The organism is Bifidobacterium sp. M0353 (assembly GCF_016100645.1).
Classification (GTDB): Bacteria; Actinomycetota; Actinomycetes; order Actinomycetales; family Bifidobacteriaceae; genus Bombiscardovia; species Bombiscardovia choladohabitans.
Window position 1 is genome coordinate 726355 of record NZ_JACFSB010000001.1, and the last position, 15449, is coordinate 741803.

Here is a 15449-nt window from a genome sequence, read left to right on the forward strand (position 1 = left end):
AGCTCGCTCTTGAAAGCCGCCAAGCTGTGCAAAATGAAGTAGACATGTAGCAAGGGATTCTGTAAAGCAGAATCAGCGTCCTTACGACAGGGTCCCTCACTAATTGGCAGAATTCCGACTCCTCAAGCCTCCAAAGCTCGCGCTCCCAAGAGCGCCTGCTCAGCCGCCATAGGCACGCGTCCCAGGCCATCCAGACCGACATTGAGCAGGTAGTTGATGCCGTACTTGTTCAGATGGACCTTGTAACCGTGAATGGTCCGTGGGCTCTTCCAGTTTTGGTCATGGTAGGAGAATCCCCAGGAATCGTTCATGGTCCCGGCGGTCTCATAGAGGCCGAGCTTGGAGGGTTTGAATCCTTCGACGGAATTGTAATCGACATCTTCCACCGAGGCGGCCTTGGCGCTGGCATCCGAATCTTCAGGGATCTCATTGTCTCCCAAAGAGACATAGTCGTAGCGGCCGTTGCCCAGTCTGGAATTGATCAGACAGTTGGGTTGAAGACGCTTGACCGTATCGTAAATGGTCTGGCTCTGCTCGTCGCTGAGAGTCATGGGCATGTCGAACCAGGCGACCGATATTTCCCCGTAGTTGCTCATGATCTCTTCGATCTGCGGCATGATCTTGTGCTTGAAGGCCCGATTGTAGTTCTTCTCCCCTGTGAAGTCCCAGCTATTGTCCCAAGTGGTGCCTGCCGTCTCGATATCATTTGACAGGTATCCGCCGCCATCAGGTTCATGCCAATCCAGATCCTGGGAATAGTAAATGCCAAATCGCAGACCAGCCTTGCGGCATGCCAGGGACAGCTCGCCAATTACATCCCTGTGGAATGGCGTCGCATCATAGACATTGTAGGGATCCACCAGTGACCTGTACATGGCGAACCCGTCATGATGCTTTGCGGTGACGACCAGATATTGCATGCCACAGCGCTTTGCCAGGTCGACTATGGCATCGGCATCGAAATAAATCGGGTTGAAAGCTTGGGTCAGGCGTTCGTACTCCTTGTTGGGGATCTGGAGCTTGGATTGGATCCACTCTGCATAATTGCTTGACGACTTCCCCTGGTACTCCCCTGCCAGGAGTGAATAGAGACCCCAGTGGATCATCATGCCGTACTTGGCCTGCTTGAACCATTCCACGGTATCGCTCATTATTATTTACCTCTGTTCTGCTGATTAACACGACACGTCCGAGCCGGACCTCAATTGGTCAGCTTGCCCCTCCTGACAACGAAAATATCATCAAGGGTCAGGCGCACGTAGCAGACTGCTACACACGTGATCTTGAAGCCGGTTTTTCATGACAAGTATCCAAACCAAGACAAGGAGACAAGGCTGATCGGAACGATCAGGAGGAGGAATGTCAGGTAAGCGAAATTCCAGGAGATGTTGGAAAAGTGCCGCTTCATCAGTGTGGCGGTCGCTAAGACAGCATTGCCGACCGACACCAGAAATGATGTAGATGAGACGCCTGGCATCAAAATCGTTGGACCGCCCTTCACTGTATCCCTTTTGACTTCATGAAGGTCCCTTCTTCGGGACTGTCGTCGCTCTCCCATTCACAATGGCGAATGATCGTTTCACTCATGTACTGCAAACAACTAGATTCCATGAACCATCTTGGTCCTCAGGTACTTCGACAGATGATATTTTGTTAGCAGTATATACATAATTAAGAATTGTACATGCCGAAGACGTTACGCCAGTCTGAGTTAACGGAATCTGCCATCCGGCGATCACCAAGTAATTTGTTGGGACGCAGACTTCAAGGCGAACTTACCGCATGTAAGCAAAAGTTGATGCCAGTCAAACTATTAAGAGCACCCATATGACATTACGAAAACAAGAAGTATCTCTAATAATTGTTATTACCGGAAGGCTTTGGTAGTTGACAGCAACCAAGCCGTGACAGTCTGCCGGCCGCAACGTGAAACTAGTAGTGGAATGTTGTTATACAATTACTGGACAATTGAGTCACAGGCGATTCATGGAAGCGTTGGGTTTCGGCGGGTTCTGTGACGACGACTTTCTAGGTTGGATTCTTGAAGTGGTCAGCACTTCAGCGGCCAGAAAATGAGCACCAGGAACTTTGAGAGGAAAAGCCATGAGCTTGACGAATGACAACAATCCGAGGGTTGAAGTCACAATGATATTTGCTGGCTACGAAGACCCAATGGCTGCTGCAGTGGAATGGGCTCAAAGCATCGCTACATCTAGGCGAATAGATCCCCGCAAGAATCAAGTTGTGTTTATCCGTGAACTTAGGCGTGCAGAGCCGAGTCTAAGTCTGAAATCAGTCGTGTATCTTGCCCAGATGACAGCGCGAGATTACCGAACTGAAGGCAACACAGATGGAACAGGCATCAAGAGTCTGCTGGACACCGATCGCAATATTCCATGAGCCCCACCAGTCCCATTCAAGCGAACTGGGCATATGGGTATTCCTCGAAGTCATCTAAGACAATATATTCGGCTCACTGTGATTGAGACTCTTTTGTTTTGGCCTACCTTCTGTCCCAAGAGGACAATGCTCCTCGCCTTCTCCGCTGCTTTGCGGCAATGAGCCGCCTGCCCTCTGACCAGGTGTAACACCAGTATGGCCATACCCTGGTCTTGATGATTCTGATGGTGCTTGCCAGAACGCTTGCGTGGATTGCTGAAGATCTCGGTCCGACTTGACTTAGAGCGCTTGCCAACCTTACCAACGCATTATTCGGAGCCAATGAAGCATTCCCCAATTGCGCTATACAAGACTTCGAATCATCTCGTGTCTTTCCTGCAGGATTGATCTCATCGGCAATATGTCGATTTTTGTTTTGCCACAGCTACTGTAGGGCTATGCCATTGGGCATTCATATAAACCAAAGAATATTGAAATTCGGTCAAAGAAAATACAAGCTATAGGCCCCAGTACCAACAAGCGCGTCAGCGGCACTGATGTCGGTGTTACTAAAACGGCTAGCACCCCAGAACCCACTACAACTGCGCAGAAGCCAATAATTGAACAGGTTCCAACTAGAGAAGATGCCCCCAATGTACTGTTGGGAATAATTGGGATTTGACTGCCTAATACGGTGGTGCTTCAGCTGATTTATGCTCTGAACATTTGCAATTCTGGCAAGGACTGACATTAAAAATGTTGGCAGTCGCCAACTTTACTTATAATTAAAGAGTATCGAATGAAACCAGGAAGAGAAGCGGAACGGTTTCGACCTTTATTTATAGATATCTGGATTGGTAATATCATCGTTAGCGGTGTTGAAGGGGTGATATTTACACTGATCTTTCTCGTTGTAACAATTTTTTGGAAAACTGCGCATACTAGTTCAACAATTCTCGTGACTACCCAGCTGGTACTCGTATTCCTGATCGGTTCCCTGAAAGCCCTGAATATATTCATTCAATCAAAAAATCAGAATACGGAGAGTGCTTCAAGGCAAGCAGTGTCAGTTGGATACGTAATTATTACACTGGTCATCACTCCTCCTATCGCAATTTATGCTCGGGTGGGGGTCATCTTCATGGCTCACAATTCTTGTGTTCATTACCGGTAGCTTAACCAGCGAATTACTATTCCCAGCACCGACAGCTTCCACAAAGAAGAAACGATATTTGTGGGTAAAAATACCGTTTATCATTCTTGACCGTTTAGTCAAATAATGCTATCTTGACGAGTATGGGTCGCAAGAGAAGTTTTGATGATGATGAGGTACTTGCCCGTGCCCGCGAGGTTTTCCTGGAACATGGCTATGAGGGCACGTCGATTGATGCCCTCGTCAAGGCTACGGGTCTGCTCCGGGGCAGTCTCTACGGTGCCTTCGGCAGCAAGCGTGGCATGTTCGTGGCTGCGCTTCGTGATGCAACGGATTCGGAGTCGCGCGATTCAGGAGTGCTCAATCTGGTATTGGTGGCACTCATGGAGCTGTCAGATCATGATCTTGAGGTTCGTGGTCTGCTCAGGGATTACCTTGCAAAGCTGTCCTGCTCGGGATCAGGAGAGACCAATGCTGTGACCGTTGATGTCGTCAAGCTCCTTGGTGAGACGCTGTTGCAGCGTGCACATGTTCGGTTGCAGTCCGATGATGAAAGAGGCAAGTCATGAACAACAAGGTGGCAATTGTCGGGCGGACGCTGGAGGTTGAACCGCAGGGCTTGGATAAGATGTGGTCATTCAAGGGGAAACTGGTGGTGCCGCTCGAGCATGTTCTGGGTGCGAGCGAAGATCCGGGCATTCTTGATGATACCAAGGGGCTGCGTGCGCCCGGCCTTCATGTTCCCGGTAAATGGGCCGGCACATACATTGAGCATGGGGAAAAGACATTCTGGAATGTCACCAGACCGGAAATTCCCATTGTCATCCAACTCAAGGACGAGCACTATGACCGGTTGGTGCTCGGGGTGGAACATCCCCGCGAGCTGGTTGACCGGATCAACGCGGCCATCACCAAGCAGTAAACGACGGATTACAGCACCCAAGCTCTTCAATCGACCATCGGCGTTCGAGTAGTCAGAAGATAACCGGATAAGCCGACATGCCATATGACCATACTGTTTTTGACGTATTGCCGTACGACTTGTCGGCCCAGATGCTCACTCCCACTCGATGGCAGCAGTTCTGATGTCCCGTCATTCCAGTTGCATCCAGTTTTCGGTGCCGTCTCGAATCGAGTGCCGCCAGGTAACGCCATGTCGCGCTTCGTCGGCTTCGGGGACAAAAGTCGGGACAACTTCAAATACTTTTTTCGAACTCAGGGCTTTGAGTTTTTATTTTTGTCCCAAAGAGTGCAGCGGGCCGACTTTGGAGGCTCAATAGCGCCGAAAGCGCCCGTTTTGAAACTCAACCGCCCTTTAACCCGCAAGCCGCCAGCTGCAATCGTAAGTGAATCAGCGCGGGTGGTTTGCGCGCCATTTGCAAAACCCCAGGTCGCGACCCTTCGCCATTCGTGGGAAAAGTGAGTAGTCTCAGGTGGCTTACTCATGAGTTGAACCGCTTTCGCGATTAGGGGCCTAATAGCGGCTTCTCCACTAACTGCCCCTGGGTTTGCCTTTGTCCGCCGCACGGGATGGCTCCCGAGGCAACGCGGTGAGATAATGCCATCCAACGCAGGCAATGGAGCCTGAAAATATAGGTGACGGCGGCATGGCCCGAGCCAGCACTTTTGGCCCGCCTCCGTAGCCTCCTTTTTCATATGCGGTCCGCGATACGCCTATGGGAGCGATTCGCTCGTGCAAGGCTGTAAACACGCAGAGAAAACGAGGTATTGGATGAATAGCGAACCGATCTACAAAGAATTCCTTCTTGGAGAAGGCTTAAGCGAGTTGAAGAAAATTCGAGATGGCTGGAGGGATGAAAGCGGCTATTCCGAGTCGAGGGGAGGAACCTCTTTAATACCTGAAAATCTATGCAATGTCTCAGGGTCCGAACGGCTTAACTATACCTTCATCATGGACAGAGCCAATGAGTGCATGTATCGACTGATTTGCGAGTCGATTTCCATGCTTCTTACAGAATATGGATACATAACACTACGTGCCCGCGTTCGCAGAAGCGATGCTTACCAATATCTCCCAAAAGACGGCCTAGCCGGGCCGACCGTCCTCAAAGCGAGCAAGAGGGTGGTCCGCATAATCAAGGTGGATGTCGATGGCTCCCCGAGCGTTTTTGTATTCAAGGAACCTGGATTAGACCAGAGTCTCCCGAAAGAGCTTGAGGATTCGCTGAGGGAAAACTTTGGGGTATCGAAAATCACCTACGTCTCTTTGGTTATGGACGGAGCGAAGAGGGAGGTTCTCAATTACGAGTCGGTGAAGGACGCTACGCCCTACATCTCGGTTAAAGAGTTCTTCCGCCTGTTCTTTCCACAAGAGGAGTTCGACAAATTCGAGGAGGCTGTGGTTGAGCTTAGGCAGAAAGCGCGTTCCTACTATGGCTTGAGCATAACCAAATCGCTTAACCATTTGCGCATGGGCCATTTCAGGAGAGACATCCGAGACCGTCTGATCGGCTACAAACCAGACGTGGAATTGGGGTCCGAACAGAGAATGGCCATAGACAAGAGCTTTGTCGTAGACGGCAGATACTCGGCGTTGACCGGTGACACGGATTTCGCAGTAAGCTTCCAGACCGCAGAATGGCTAAGGGATTCTTTAACGCATGCAGGATGCATAGATTTCGCCCCCATCGCGTTGGAGTACTTCAAATCGCTCGAACAATTCCTGTACAGATTTCTTTACGCCATACATAAGACTTCGAAATCGAAGAGTAGGCGTATTTACTACGGCAAAAAGCTCGGAGAAAACCCTTACTACCTGCCTGCGAAAAGAGATGGCGTTCCCGACAAATCGCGACACATAGAAGTCAAGGACGGAGAAATCGAAATCAACGATGAGCTTTTCACGGATGGTTTCGAATATGTCTTAGACCTCGGTAGGCTCACAAGGTTCTTCGGCGACTATGTTTGCGAGAAGCAGCAGCTGTACAGCCGCAATGAAGACCTTCTCGATACGGCGATAAGCGAGGATACGTACGAGTCGATAATTCGCGCACTCCAAAGCGCTCGAACGATGAGGAACGGCATTGCTCACAAAGACAATCTCTACGATTGGACCGAGATGGAAAGCGCCCGGTCGTCAGTCCTCTTGGCTTTCTACTTAGTCCTAGGTTCTTACAGCATCGATACTGAAATGCGAAGCCTCCTCGGCATCGAAAGCGATTGCGTGCAGAAAAGCGAGGAGTGGAAGCTCTGCAACTACGTGGCATCGGCGGCCGTTCCTAAAGGCAATCCTCTTGAGTTTCCCGTTTTTTATCTCGATGGCGACGATTCCCCCGAGGCCGCCTTGTTTGCTTGCCCCGACGACGAAGAATCCGATCCCGACCGATATGGAAAAGCCCAATCGTTCTCGGGTGTGTACTTCAAGAGAATCGGATCGCATAAGCGTTACGATATCTCGTACCCAACTGACCGTCTTCCCTCATTGGTTGAACAAGGGATGCTGATTATCTGCGGTGAGGGGCTGAAGCTCATGGGGCCTCAAAAGGTCATCTACAGAGACGGAAATTACCTTGGGGACACGAGCGCAGAGTGACTTCGAACCCAGGGCGTGGACCTCGCGCTCCCGCCCTAAAGACCATCGTGGCCGGTTTTAAGGGCGGGAGCGCGAGGAATGTCCGTAGGGTTCATGCCTTCCCGGGCGCAAGCCACCAGTCCGTAACCGCAGGTGAGGCAGCGCCGTGGCTTGCACGCTGGTGGCAAATTCGCAGGTCAAACATCTCCGTCATCTATCGACGAAACGAGAAGCCCCACGTTGACGCGTCTATGAGTTGATGACCTGAACGACGGTCGTCCTAGTTGCCAGCTTCCGCATCAGAGAAACCACTTGGAGCAGAAGCCGATCTGGAAGACCGAATGGACGAGCATCGAGATTCCGAGGCAGACCATCATCGCGCAAAACCCGATTCCGGCCCATTTCAAGAAAGGGTCTTTTTCTTGCTTGTCGGAAGCTCGCTCCATCCAGTCGCGCGAATACGTATCGCCGTACTCGTCGCTCTTTGAGGCCTCTTTCGAAAGCAGCTCGAGAGCTTCGTCGAGGTCATCAGCAAGCTTGTTTCCGTCGATTCCGACCTTGAAAAGATGAGTCTCATCATGCTGCTTGAGCGCCGATTGGTTCTGCAAAAGGTAGAACCTCTCGCCGTTCACCCCGTTCGCCAGAGCGGTCCTCTCGCTCGAAAACGACCGAATCTCCTTCTTGAGCCTTGAGAAGGCCCCCCTTGCCCTCGATTCCGAACTTCTGCGCGAGCGACTCAAGCTGCCAGAGCAGGTCGTACAGCCCCACCGCGGGCAGGAGCCCGGCCCCGTACGCCTTCTCGAGCATCGACCGCTCGAAGCGATCGTAAACGGGGATCGCCTCCCCGTACGTCAACCTGGTGCCAACTTCGGGGAAATCATTGCATTCCATATCGTCTCCTATCATTCGAATCGAGAGTTAATTCCTTGGGGCGCGTCACGCGTCGACGACGCCGCGTCCCACAACAGCGGTTGTTGCTTCCGCGTGGGCGCATCGCCTAGCACGCAGGGCGCAGATCAAGCCTGAAATCACCTTTGGCGATAGAGAGGCTGTAGTTCGACCCGACTAAAACAGCGATGCCCATCAAGGCCAGACCGCAAGCGGCGATCAGCTGCTCCGGCGAAAAGCCGAGGATCCTCCTTCCGTTATCGCACGCCGCCTCCGCTACGGCATCGGCTGACGAAATCGTCGGGGCGTTCACCGCCCGTCCGGCGTCGTTCATAGTTGGCTCCCTACTCTCTCTTCCATTGCTTCGACCCTTATTTTCAACCGTCATCGGAATTTCGTCTCCTCTGACTGGTTTGGATTGCCTACAATTTCATAGGCAATAAAGCTGTTTATGGAGGACCTGCAATGTCTAGGACATTCACCGAGGAGGAGATCTCCGAGTTAAAGGAAGCCGGATTCGCGGCGAGCGGCACATCGAGAAGCAGGATCCTGTCCGTTCTCGACCTCCTCGTCCGCTTCACCGATGAGAGGACGGGCATATCCGCATCGGAAATCGCGCGCGTCATAGGCATTTGCTCCGAGAGGCCGACGTCGGAGAATGCCATTCTCAAGGACCTCCACCAGATAAGCGAAAGCATGCCAATGGGAATCCGCGTAGCGATACCAAGCCACGGTGAGAACATTGGGTTCAGAGCTATAAACAAGCCCTTGTCATCCGAGGAGGCAATCCTGATTTCCGACGTAGTGGGGACAAGCTCCTTCATCGGCGAGGCGCAGAAGGAAGCAATTTCCTCGAAGGTGCTCGTTTTCTCCTCCGACTACGACGTTGACGAAAGCATAGAAACCGTGTTTGTCGACCGCAAAGCCGGTAAAGACACTGATATGTTTTTTGGCGTCCTCCATGCCGTATCCCGAGCAATCCGGATGAACGAAAAGGTCGCCTTCAAGAAGCAGGTTCACCTGATGAGCGGACCCACCGTAAAAGTCGGGTTCTATGAGGAGGACCCGGTTGCGATCGTGTTCAGCTTCGGCCGTTACTATCTCGAGAGTATGCATCTCGATGAAAGCGGCTTTCCCATCCCCCACTTCCATCGACTAGACGACATCACAGACCTAGTTATCACAGGAAAACCGGTGTCGGATCGGGATAAGGTAGAGGCGCTGAGGACGCGCGTGGTCGCGGACACGCGCCAGCGGGTCGACATGTTCGGCTCGGGCACCGCCAGAAAGCTGTTCCTGGAAGTATCCGGCACTCATGCCAAGTACGTTTACGAAAGGTTCGGCCACGACCTCAAATTCTGTCACATCGACGAGAGCGACGAAAGAAACGTCATCGGCTACGCCTGCGTCAGCGTGATGCCGTCTCCGACCTTTTACAGGTGGCTATTCGGGATGGACGGCGCGGTGAGGCTGGCGAAGCCTAAGGGGAAACGGTGGGTCGAGAGCTTCCCGAATGCCGTCGCCTCCGACCTAGAATCCTATATCCAAGATTACGAAGCAGCATCAGAGGGCTACAAAGCCGCACTGGATGCAGCTATTTCACGATTGGACTCGAAGAGCTGCCGGCAATGAGGCAATCCCAATCGGTCCGATTCAAAAGCCAATATTGACTAACTCGAATTCGGCTCGCATCCTCGCGCCGTTCGTCTGCTCCCATTCGTCCGAAATGACAACCACAGCAGGTCGTGTCCCAACGGATGGGTACCATTTATCCGGGTGCACCTGGGGCAACGGGTTGAAGAACCTGCACAAGGTCGCTCGCAGAACACGCAACATCAAACACGACAGAAGAGGCGAACGACAGATGCCGGACCCCGGACGACAGCACCGCGGAAGACGAGCATTCCGACCACAACCGAACAACTCCAGCTACTAGGCAGGCGCCCGCATGGGTGCCTTTTACTTTTCAGGGACTTAGCCGCGAGCTAAGGCACGCGGCTCATGGCCGTTTCGTGAAGGCACGACCAGCTCGACCCACTTCGACCCGTTTCCGCTCCTGCCGTGCTCACCAATCGCCATCAGGCGGTTCAATCGTCGTGCAGACGAAAAGGCACACGGTGTCGTGCGGTGTCCTCGCGCGGTGCCGCACGGGAAGATTGGAGGAACCATGGCACGCACAGCCGAATGCGCCGCGCCCGAGGGAAGCCGAGATCGGGACGAATGGATGACGGTGATCGAGATGCAGGAGTACATGAGGGCGAGCCGAAACAAGGCGTACGACCTCATCTGGTCGGGAGAGATCGACTCGTACAGGCTCGGAAGGAAGCTCCTGGTGTCGAGGGCGTCAGTGGACGCCTACATCGAGTCGAGGAGCGGCAGGAAATGACGGCGGCGACCGCCCCGGGAGCCGCCCGCGGCCGGGCACGCGAGGGAGCCTCGAGACGAAAGGAGCTCGAGGACGACCATGACCAAGAGCATTAGCAGGAGCCAGGTGAGGCTCATCGCATCGACCAACGCGATATTCGGCGCCGACGAGGCGTGCGCGATGCTGCGCATCAGCCGCGACGCAATGTACCGGCTCGCCAAGGACCCCGACGACCCGTTCCCGATCCGCTACATCGGCGGCAAGACGCGCGACGGCATCGTTCTGCACGACGAGCTCGTCGCATGGGTCGAGCGGAACAGCATCGTCGGCTCGCCCAGAAGGGATTAGCGCCGATGGCAGCCGCAGGCCCGAGGGGACGCGACGGCCCCTCCCCGCGCGAGTTCACGGCGGTACGGCACTTCATGATGGCGGACCTGGGCCTCTCCGGCCTTCCCCTGCTCGTCTACGCGCGCATCTTCGGCTTCTGCGACGCCGGGTGCGGCTACTTCGAGAGCAAGGGTGGCCTGGCACGATTCCTCAACGTGCAGGAGCGCAGCGTCCACCGCGCCATCCGCGACCTGCTCGACCGGGGCCTCATCGAGGAATGCGGCGTGCACGCCCCGGCGCGCGGGCACGCCACCAAGCGGTACCGCATCGTGCGCGAGAGGCTGCCGCCCGGAGCGCTGGCAACCCCTGACGATTCGTCAGGGTTCCCGGCGCGAAAGGGTGACGAAATGACAGGGTTCGCCGAGAACAAGGGTGACGAACCGTCAGGGTTCGCAGCCCGAACCCCTGACGAGATGACAGGGAAACCCCTGACGATATGCCACCCAATAAGCAAAAGGGACAACAAGGACTTCAGAAGATAAGGAAGGGGCGCCCGATGGACCGAGCGGGACTCATCACCCTGGAGCAGGCCCGTGCGGCCGGGCTCTCCTTCGACGAGCCGGAGCCGAGGGCGTGCCCGCACTGCGGCGCCGCCCTCGATCCGCTCGGCGCGGCGCTGGCGGGCAGGGTCGCCTGGGTCTCCGCCGCCCCCTGCCCGTGCGAGGGCGCAGCCAGCGAGCGGGAGTCCGAGGCGCGAAGGCGCGCGGCCCTCGCCGCCAAGGAGGAGGCCGCCCGCCGGGAGAAGGCGCTCTCGCGCGCGGGCATCCCCAGGCGCTACTGGGCCGCCGAGGCCGACCGCCCCGAGTTCGCCGAGTACATCGCCTCGTTCGCGGGCAACGGGGGCGCCGGGCTCTACATACACGGGGGCGTCGGCGCCGGCAAGACGCACGCCGCCTCCGCCATGGCCAGGCTGTTCGCCGAGGCCGGCTACGACGTCGCCTTCACGACGGCCAAGGGCATGCTCGAGCGCGTGAAGGCCACGTTCGACGAGGGCGGCACCGAGGCCGCCGTCGCGCGGTACGCCAAGTGCGACGTCCTCGTGCTCGACGACCTCGGCAAGGAGGACGCGACGGAATGGTCCGTCGGCACCGTGTTCAGCGTGCTCGATGCGCGCTACGAGGACATGCGCCCGACCATCGTCACGTCGAACTACGCGCCGGGCGCGCTGGCGGACAGGCTCGCAAGGCGCGGCGAGCGCGTCACGGCAGAGGCGATCGCGAGCAGGATCTCCCAGACCTGCAGGACCGTCTACCTGGGCGGAAGGGACAGGCGCCGCCTCGGCTAGCTTGTGCGCTTCCCGTGGAGGCGCGGACGGCTCGACCCAGCTCGACCCATCGCAGGCGGCCCCGATGCCCGCCGCAATCGAAATCGCTATACACGTCTTGGGCGGCGCCGACGCGCCGGCACGCACGCCTGCTCCGACTCGCACCGTGCCCCCATCGCGAGGACGCCGCCCGCCAAGCAACAAACGAAAGGCGGAGGGCCCATGGACGGCTTCGAGAGGATAACCGGCCGCGAGCACGACGGGCTCGTGGAGAAGTGCCAGGAGAACGGCTGGCTCAAGGTCGGCGGCTTCGACTGGCAGGACGACCCGTTCCTCGAGGAGTACCCCTACGAGTTCTCCCGCACGGACAGCGTCGACAGGCTCCGCGAGGCGCTCGGCTCGGGCAACTGGGCCATACGCCAGGGGTTCTGCTACCGCGACCTCGCGTTCATCCAGCAGGTGAACGGCGGCGACGAGTGGTGGACGCTCAAGCGCGACGGCGACGCGTGGACCGGCTTCGAGAGCTGGAGCTTCGGCGCCATCGCCCAGGAGCCCGAGCGGTTCGAGCGCGCCATGCGCGACATGTGCGAGGCGACGCCGGAGCAGTGCCGCAGCGGCGAGTGGGCCCATCTGCACGAGAAGGCTCCCGAGCCGCTGGCGCAGCGCGCCGCGTCCGCCCGCGAGGCGAGCCGCGCGCACGCCGGGCAGGAAGCCCGCGCCCCAATGGCGCGCGAGAGGGCCGTCGGGGTCGAATAGGGACGACCGGGGCGCGAAGGCGCCCTTTTTCATCTCGACTGGAAGGGAGGCGCGGGATGGCGAGCGACTACGGGGACGAGGCGGGCGGCAAGCTGCTCGACTGGATGCTGAGGATCGGCCAGGAGGCCGGCGCCGAGGCAATGGCGCGCAGCGCGAGGGAGCTCTCCGAGCGCCTCGCGGGAATCCGCGGGACCATCGCCGGCGGGCGCGCCGAGCCCATCGCGGCCGACGGCGTGCCGGCCTACGCGAAGCTCAGCCTCGAGGAGCTCTCTGGGCTTCCCGAGTACGCGACGATCAAGGAGGTCGTCTCCGACAAGCTGCGCGCCGCGTCGGTCGAGCACCACATCATCCCCGGCGAGGGCCGCGACTGGCTGCTCTTCAAGGTGGAGGACGCCCCCGAGGTCGACGAGGCCTTCCGCCAGCTGGAGCAAGAGACGGGAAAGGCCGCCGATCGCGCAAGGGAGCGGCTCTCCGAGATCGCCGAGAGGCGCCAGGCGCCCGAGCGGCTGGCGGAGCGCGCCGAGCGGGCGCGCGAGGCGTCGAGGGCCCACAGCCAGGGCATCGGCCGGGACCGCGGCCCGCGCCAGATCGAGGGGCCCGAGAGATGAGGTGGCAGGCGGCGGCCGCGCTGGCCGCGGCGGCGTTCGCCGCGGGAGACTTCGCGGCCGCGGCAATCGCGGCGTCGGGCACGAGCCCGATCCTCGACCCGGAGGCCGCCATGGCGGCGATCCCCGCGGCGCTCCGCGCGGGGCGCGTCTTCTCCGCGGAGGCGGTTCCCCTGTGCGCCGGGACCGCCTGCGCGTGCGGCGCGCTCCTCGCCTGGGCCCGCTCACTGGGGACCAAGGGGGCCCGGCGCGACGGCGAGGAGCACGGTAGCTCCAGGTGGGCCACGCGCAAGGACATCGCGCCCTTCGGCGACCCCAAGGACCCCGACAACAACATCATCCTCACCGACAACGCGCGCATCCGCCTCGTGAGCCGCAGGTTCGACCTCTCCACCGACACCAACGACAACGTGCTCGTGGTGGGAGGACCCGGCACCGGCAAGACGCGCTACTACGTCAAGCCGAACCTCCTGCAGGCCAACGCCAGCTTCTTCGTGACCGACCCGAAGGGCACGCTCATCCGCGAGATGGGCAGCGCGCTGGCGGAGCTCGGCTACGAGATCCGCGCGTTCGACACCATCGACTTCACGCGCTCCATGCGCTTCAACCCCATAGCCTACATACGCGACGAGGCGGGCGTCATCCGCTTCGCCCGCGGCATCGTCGCCAACACCGAGGGCGACGCCGACCACAAGGGCGACCCCTACTGGGAGAAGGCCGAGCGCCTGGTCTACACCGCGCTCACGGCCTACCTCGTCATGCACTGCGAGCCCGCCGACCGAAACCTCGACGGGCTGCTCACGCTGCTCTCGCTCGCCGACGCCCGCGACGACCCGGGCTACATGAGCCCGCTCGACATGGTGTTCCGCGAGCTGGAGACCGGCGAGCGCTACGTCAGGCGCGGCGGCGCCTCGGCGGAGGGCGGATCGCTGCGCGGCTTTTCCGAGGAGGACGGCGCGTGGGAGTGGGTCAAGGTCCGCGAGCCCGCGCCGCCCGACGACTTCGCGCTCGCGAGCTACCGCGAGTTCCGCGTGGCCGCCGGCGACACCATGAAGTCGATGCTCTCGAGCTGCAACGTCCGCCTGAAGCCGCTTTCCATCCGCGCCGTGCGCGACCTCACCTCCAAAGACGAGCTCGACCTCGCCCACATGGGCGACGAGGGCGCCAAGGTCGCGCTCTTCGCGTCTATGAGCGACACCGACTCGACCTTCGACTTCCTGTTCGCCCTGCTCATGGATACGGCCGTGAGCGCGCTTTGCGCCGAGGCGCTCGAGGCGCACGGCGGCTCGCTGCCCACGACGGTGCACTTCGTCTTCGACGAGTTCGCCAACATCGGGCGCATACCCGACTTCGAGCGGACCATCGCCGTCACCCGCAGCAGGAACATCGCCGTCTCGATGATCGCCCAGTCGCTCTCGCAGCTGAAGGAGACCTACGGCGACAACAACGCCGAGACCATCGTGAACGCCTGCGACACGCTGCTCTACCTGGGCGGCAAGGCGAACGAGACCAACGAGGAGATCAGCAAGATGGCCGGCAAGCAGACGGTGGCGAGCGAGACGCAGAGCGACTCGCGGGGCGCCGGCTGGACCCGGACCGTGAACCGCGGCATCTCCGAGCGCGACCTCATACAGCCCGCCGAGGTGGCGCGCATGCCGCGCGAGGACGCGCTCGTGCTCGTGAACGGGTGCATGCCGCTCATGGACCGGAAGTACCGGCTCGAGCGCCACCCGCGCTCGCGCCTGCTCGAGGAGGCCACGCGCCGCGGCCCGTTCGACTTCGCGGAGTACCGCAGGCGGAAGGACGGCGCCTCGTGACGGGGCCGCGGAGGGCGCGGGCCTCCCCCGCCGCGGGGGAGGAGCAGCAAGGAACATCGTCAACCGAAAGCAAAGGAGAGCAGCATGCTCGCAAACGTCATCAAGCTCGTGTCGGGCTGCGTGACCTTCCTCGGCGGCTTCCTGGTCGTGTGGGGAGCGGTCTCGCTCGGCCTGGCCATCAGGGAGCAGCAGGGCGGCCCGCAGATCGCGACCGCCATTTCCACCATCGCCGGCGGCGCGATCATCATCGCCGCGTCGGTCTACTTCGGGCAGCTGGACACGTCCTGGCTGCCGGCATAGGGG

The 15449-nt window shown here is 58.6% G+C and carries 17 protein-coding genes; 13 read left to right on the forward strand and 4 right to left on the reverse strand.

Annotated elements, in window-relative coordinates; all coding sequences use genetic code 11:
* Positions 1 to 122: 122 nt before the first annotated feature.
* Positions 123 to 1151, reverse strand: coding sequence for an alpha-L-fucosidase (locus H3V04_RS02880; protein WP_198187147.1), 1029 nt, complete (start codon positions 1149 to 1151; stop codon positions 123 to 125).
* 952 nt (positions 1152 to 2103) lie between these two features.
* On the opposite strand from H3V04_RS02880, the gene H3V04_RS02885 reads away from it, so the two are divergent.
* The 4 genes from H3V04_RS02885 (at position 2104) to H3V04_RS02900 (ending at position 7085) form a co-directional block, all read left to right on the forward strand.
* A complete protein-coding gene (locus H3V04_RS02885) occupies positions 2104 to 2400 on the forward strand; it encodes a hypothetical protein (protein WP_198187148.1) in 297 nt (98 codons plus the stop codon).
* A 1275-nt stretch (positions 2401 to 3675) separates the two neighbouring features.
* Positions 3676 to 4101, forward strand: coding sequence for a helix-turn-helix domain-containing protein (locus tag H3V04_RS02890; protein WP_198187149.1), 426 nt, complete (start codon positions 3676 to 3678; stop codon positions 4099 to 4101).
* Complete coding sequence (locus H3V04_RS02895) at positions 4098 to 4454, forward strand: hypothetical protein (RefSeq protein WP_198187150.1); 357 nt, start codon at positions 4098 to 4100, stop codon at positions 4452 to 4454. Before H3V04_RS02890 ends, H3V04_RS02895 begins: the two co-directional genes overlap by 4 nt.
* An 810-nt stretch (positions 4455 to 5264) precedes the next feature.
* On the forward strand, positions 5265 to 7085 hold the full coding sequence (locus H3V04_RS02900) for a hypothetical protein (protein WP_123649856.1): 1821 nt from the start codon (positions 5265 to 5267) through the stop codon (positions 7083 to 7085).
* Between the two features lie 278 nt (positions 7086 to 7363).
* Here H3V04_RS02900 and H3V04_RS02905 read toward each other — a convergent pair whose 3' ends face one another.
* The 3 genes from H3V04_RS02905 to H3V04_RS02915 all read right to left on the reverse strand — a co-directional run bounded on the left by H3V04_RS02905 (position 7364) and on the right by H3V04_RS02915 (position 8286).
* Positions 7364 to 7672 carry a hypothetical protein gene (locus H3V04_RS02905; protein WP_096227033.1) on the reverse strand — a complete coding sequence of 103 codons (309 nt, stop codon included), beginning with the start codon at positions 7670 to 7672 and terminating at the stop codon, positions 7364 to 7366.
* The gene (locus H3V04_RS02910; RefSeq protein ID WP_123649857.1) at positions 7641 to 7955 is read right to left on the reverse strand and encodes a hypothetical protein; all 315 of its coding nucleotides are present in this window, start codon (positions 7953 to 7955) and stop codon (positions 7641 to 7643) included. The genes H3V04_RS02905 and H3V04_RS02910 overlap by 32 nt, the downstream gene beginning before the upstream one ends.
* Before the next feature lie 106 nt (positions 7956 to 8061).
* Positions 8062 to 8286, reverse strand: a complete 225-nt coding sequence (locus H3V04_RS02915; protein WP_096227031.1) for a hypothetical protein — start codon at positions 8284 to 8286, stop codon at positions 8062 to 8064.
* A gap of 131 nt (positions 8287 to 8417) precedes the next feature.
* On the opposite strand from H3V04_RS02915, the gene H3V04_RS02920 reads away from it, so the two are divergent.
* The 9 genes from H3V04_RS02920 to H3V04_RS02960 all read left to right on the forward strand — a co-directional run bounded on the left by H3V04_RS02920 (position 8418) and on the right by H3V04_RS02960 (position 15446).
* Entirely contained in the window at positions 8418 to 9584 is a 1167-nt protein-coding gene (locus tag H3V04_RS02920; protein WP_096227030.1) for a WYL domain-containing protein, read from the forward strand.
* 535 nt (positions 9585 to 10119) lie between these two features.
* Positions 10120 to 10338: a helix-turn-helix domain-containing protein gene (locus H3V04_RS02925; protein WP_096227029.1), complete on the forward strand. Its 219-nt coding sequence runs from the start codon at positions 10120 to 10122 to the stop codon at positions 10336 to 10338.
* A gap of 78 nt (positions 10339 to 10416) precedes the next feature.
* The gene (locus H3V04_RS02930) at positions 10417 to 10665 is read left to right on the forward strand and encodes an AlpA family transcriptional regulator (protein WP_096227028.1); all 249 of its coding nucleotides are present in this window, start codon (positions 10417 to 10419) and stop codon (positions 10663 to 10665) included.
* Positions 10666 to 10670: 5 nt separating this feature from the next.
* Complete coding sequence (locus H3V04_RS02935) at positions 10671 to 11186, forward strand: hypothetical protein (RefSeq protein ID WP_096227027.1); 516 nt, start codon at positions 10671 to 10673, stop codon at positions 11184 to 11186.
* A 14-nt stretch (positions 11187 to 11200) separates the two neighbouring features.
* On the forward strand, positions 11201 to 11989 hold the full coding sequence (locus H3V04_RS02940; protein ID WP_033500214.1) for an ATP-binding protein: 789 nt from the start codon (positions 11201 to 11203) through the stop codon (positions 11987 to 11989).
* 201 nt (positions 11990 to 12190) lie between these two features.
* Positions 12191 to 12724, forward strand: a complete 534-nt coding sequence (locus tag H3V04_RS02945; protein WP_198187151.1) for a peptide ABC transporter substrate-binding protein — start codon at positions 12191 to 12193, stop codon at positions 12722 to 12724.
* A gap of 56 nt (positions 12725 to 12780) precedes the next feature.
* Positions 12781 to 13332 carry a hypothetical protein gene (locus H3V04_RS02950; protein ID WP_051923562.1) on the forward strand — a complete coding sequence of 184 codons (552 nt, stop codon included), beginning with the start codon at positions 12781 to 12783 and terminating at the stop codon, positions 13330 to 13332.
* Positions 13329 to 15146, forward strand: a complete 1818-nt coding sequence (locus H3V04_RS02955) for a VirD4-like conjugal transfer protein, CD1115 family (RefSeq protein ID WP_096227025.1) — start codon at positions 13329 to 13331, stop codon at positions 15144 to 15146. Before H3V04_RS02950 ends, H3V04_RS02955 begins: the two co-directional genes overlap by 4 nt.
* An 84-nt stretch (positions 15147 to 15230) precedes the next feature.
* Positions 15231 to 15446 carry a hypothetical protein gene (locus tag H3V04_RS02960; protein ID WP_006234636.1) on the forward strand — a complete coding sequence of 72 codons (216 nt, stop codon included), beginning with the start codon at positions 15231 to 15233 and terminating at the stop codon, positions 15444 to 15446.
* Positions 15447 to 15449: the final 3 nt, after the last annotated feature.

Bases quoted from the DNA above. Each gene is read 5' to 3' on its own strand.
- H3V04_RS02880 (WP_198187147.1), bottom strand. From the start codon at position 1,151: ATGAGCGATACCGTGGAATGGTTCAAGCAGGCCAAGTACGGCATGATG.
- H3V04_RS02885 (WP_198187148.1), top strand. From the start codon at position 2,104: ATGAGCTTGACGAATGACAACAATCCGAGGGTTGAAGTCACAATGATA.
- H3V04_RS02890 (WP_198187149.1), top strand. From the start codon at position 3,676: ATGGGTCGCAAGAGAAGTTTTGATGATGATGAGGTACTTGCCCGTGCC.
- H3V04_RS02895 (WP_198187150.1), top strand. From the start codon at position 4,098: ATGAACAACAAGGTGGCAATTGTCGGGCGGACGCTGGAGGTTGAACCG.
- H3V04_RS02900 (WP_123649856.1), top strand. From the start codon at position 5,265: ATGAATAGCGAACCGATCTACAAAGAATTCCTTCTTGGAGAAGGCTTA.
- H3V04_RS02910 (WP_123649857.1), bottom strand. From the start codon at position 7,955: ATGGAATGCAATGATTTCCCCGAAGTTGGCACCAGGTTGACGTACGGG.
- H3V04_RS02915 (WP_096227031.1), bottom strand. From the start codon at position 8,286: ATGAACGACGCCGGACGGGCGGTGAACGCCCCGACGATTTCGTCAGCC.
- H3V04_RS02920 (WP_096227030.1), top strand. From the start codon at position 8,418: ATGTCTAGGACATTCACCGAGGAGGAGATCTCCGAGTTAAAGGAAGCC.
- H3V04_RS02925 (WP_096227029.1), top strand. From the start codon at position 10,120: ATGGCACGCACAGCCGAATGCGCCGCGCCCGAGGGAAGCCGAGATCGG.
- H3V04_RS02930 (WP_096227028.1), top strand. From the start codon at position 10,417: ATGACCAAGAGCATTAGCAGGAGCCAGGTGAGGCTCATCGCATCGACC.
- H3V04_RS02935 (WP_096227027.1), top strand. From the start codon at position 10,671: ATGGCAGCCGCAGGCCCGAGGGGACGCGACGGCCCCTCCCCGCGCGAG.
- H3V04_RS02940 (WP_033500214.1), top strand. From the start codon at position 11,201: ATGGACCGAGCGGGACTCATCACCCTGGAGCAGGCCCGTGCGGCCGGG.
- H3V04_RS02945 (WP_198187151.1), top strand. From the start codon at position 12,191: ATGGACGGCTTCGAGAGGATAACCGGCCGCGAGCACGACGGGCTCGTG.
- H3V04_RS02950 (WP_051923562.1), top strand. From the start codon at position 12,781: ATGGCGAGCGACTACGGGGACGAGGCGGGCGGCAAGCTGCTCGACTGG.
- H3V04_RS02955 (WP_096227025.1), top strand. From the start codon at position 13,329: ATGAGGTGGCAGGCGGCGGCCGCGCTGGCCGCGGCGGCGTTCGCCGCG.
- H3V04_RS02960 (WP_006234636.1), top strand. From the start codon at position 15,231: ATGCTCGCAAACGTCATCAAGCTCGTGTCGGGCTGCGTGACCTTCCTC.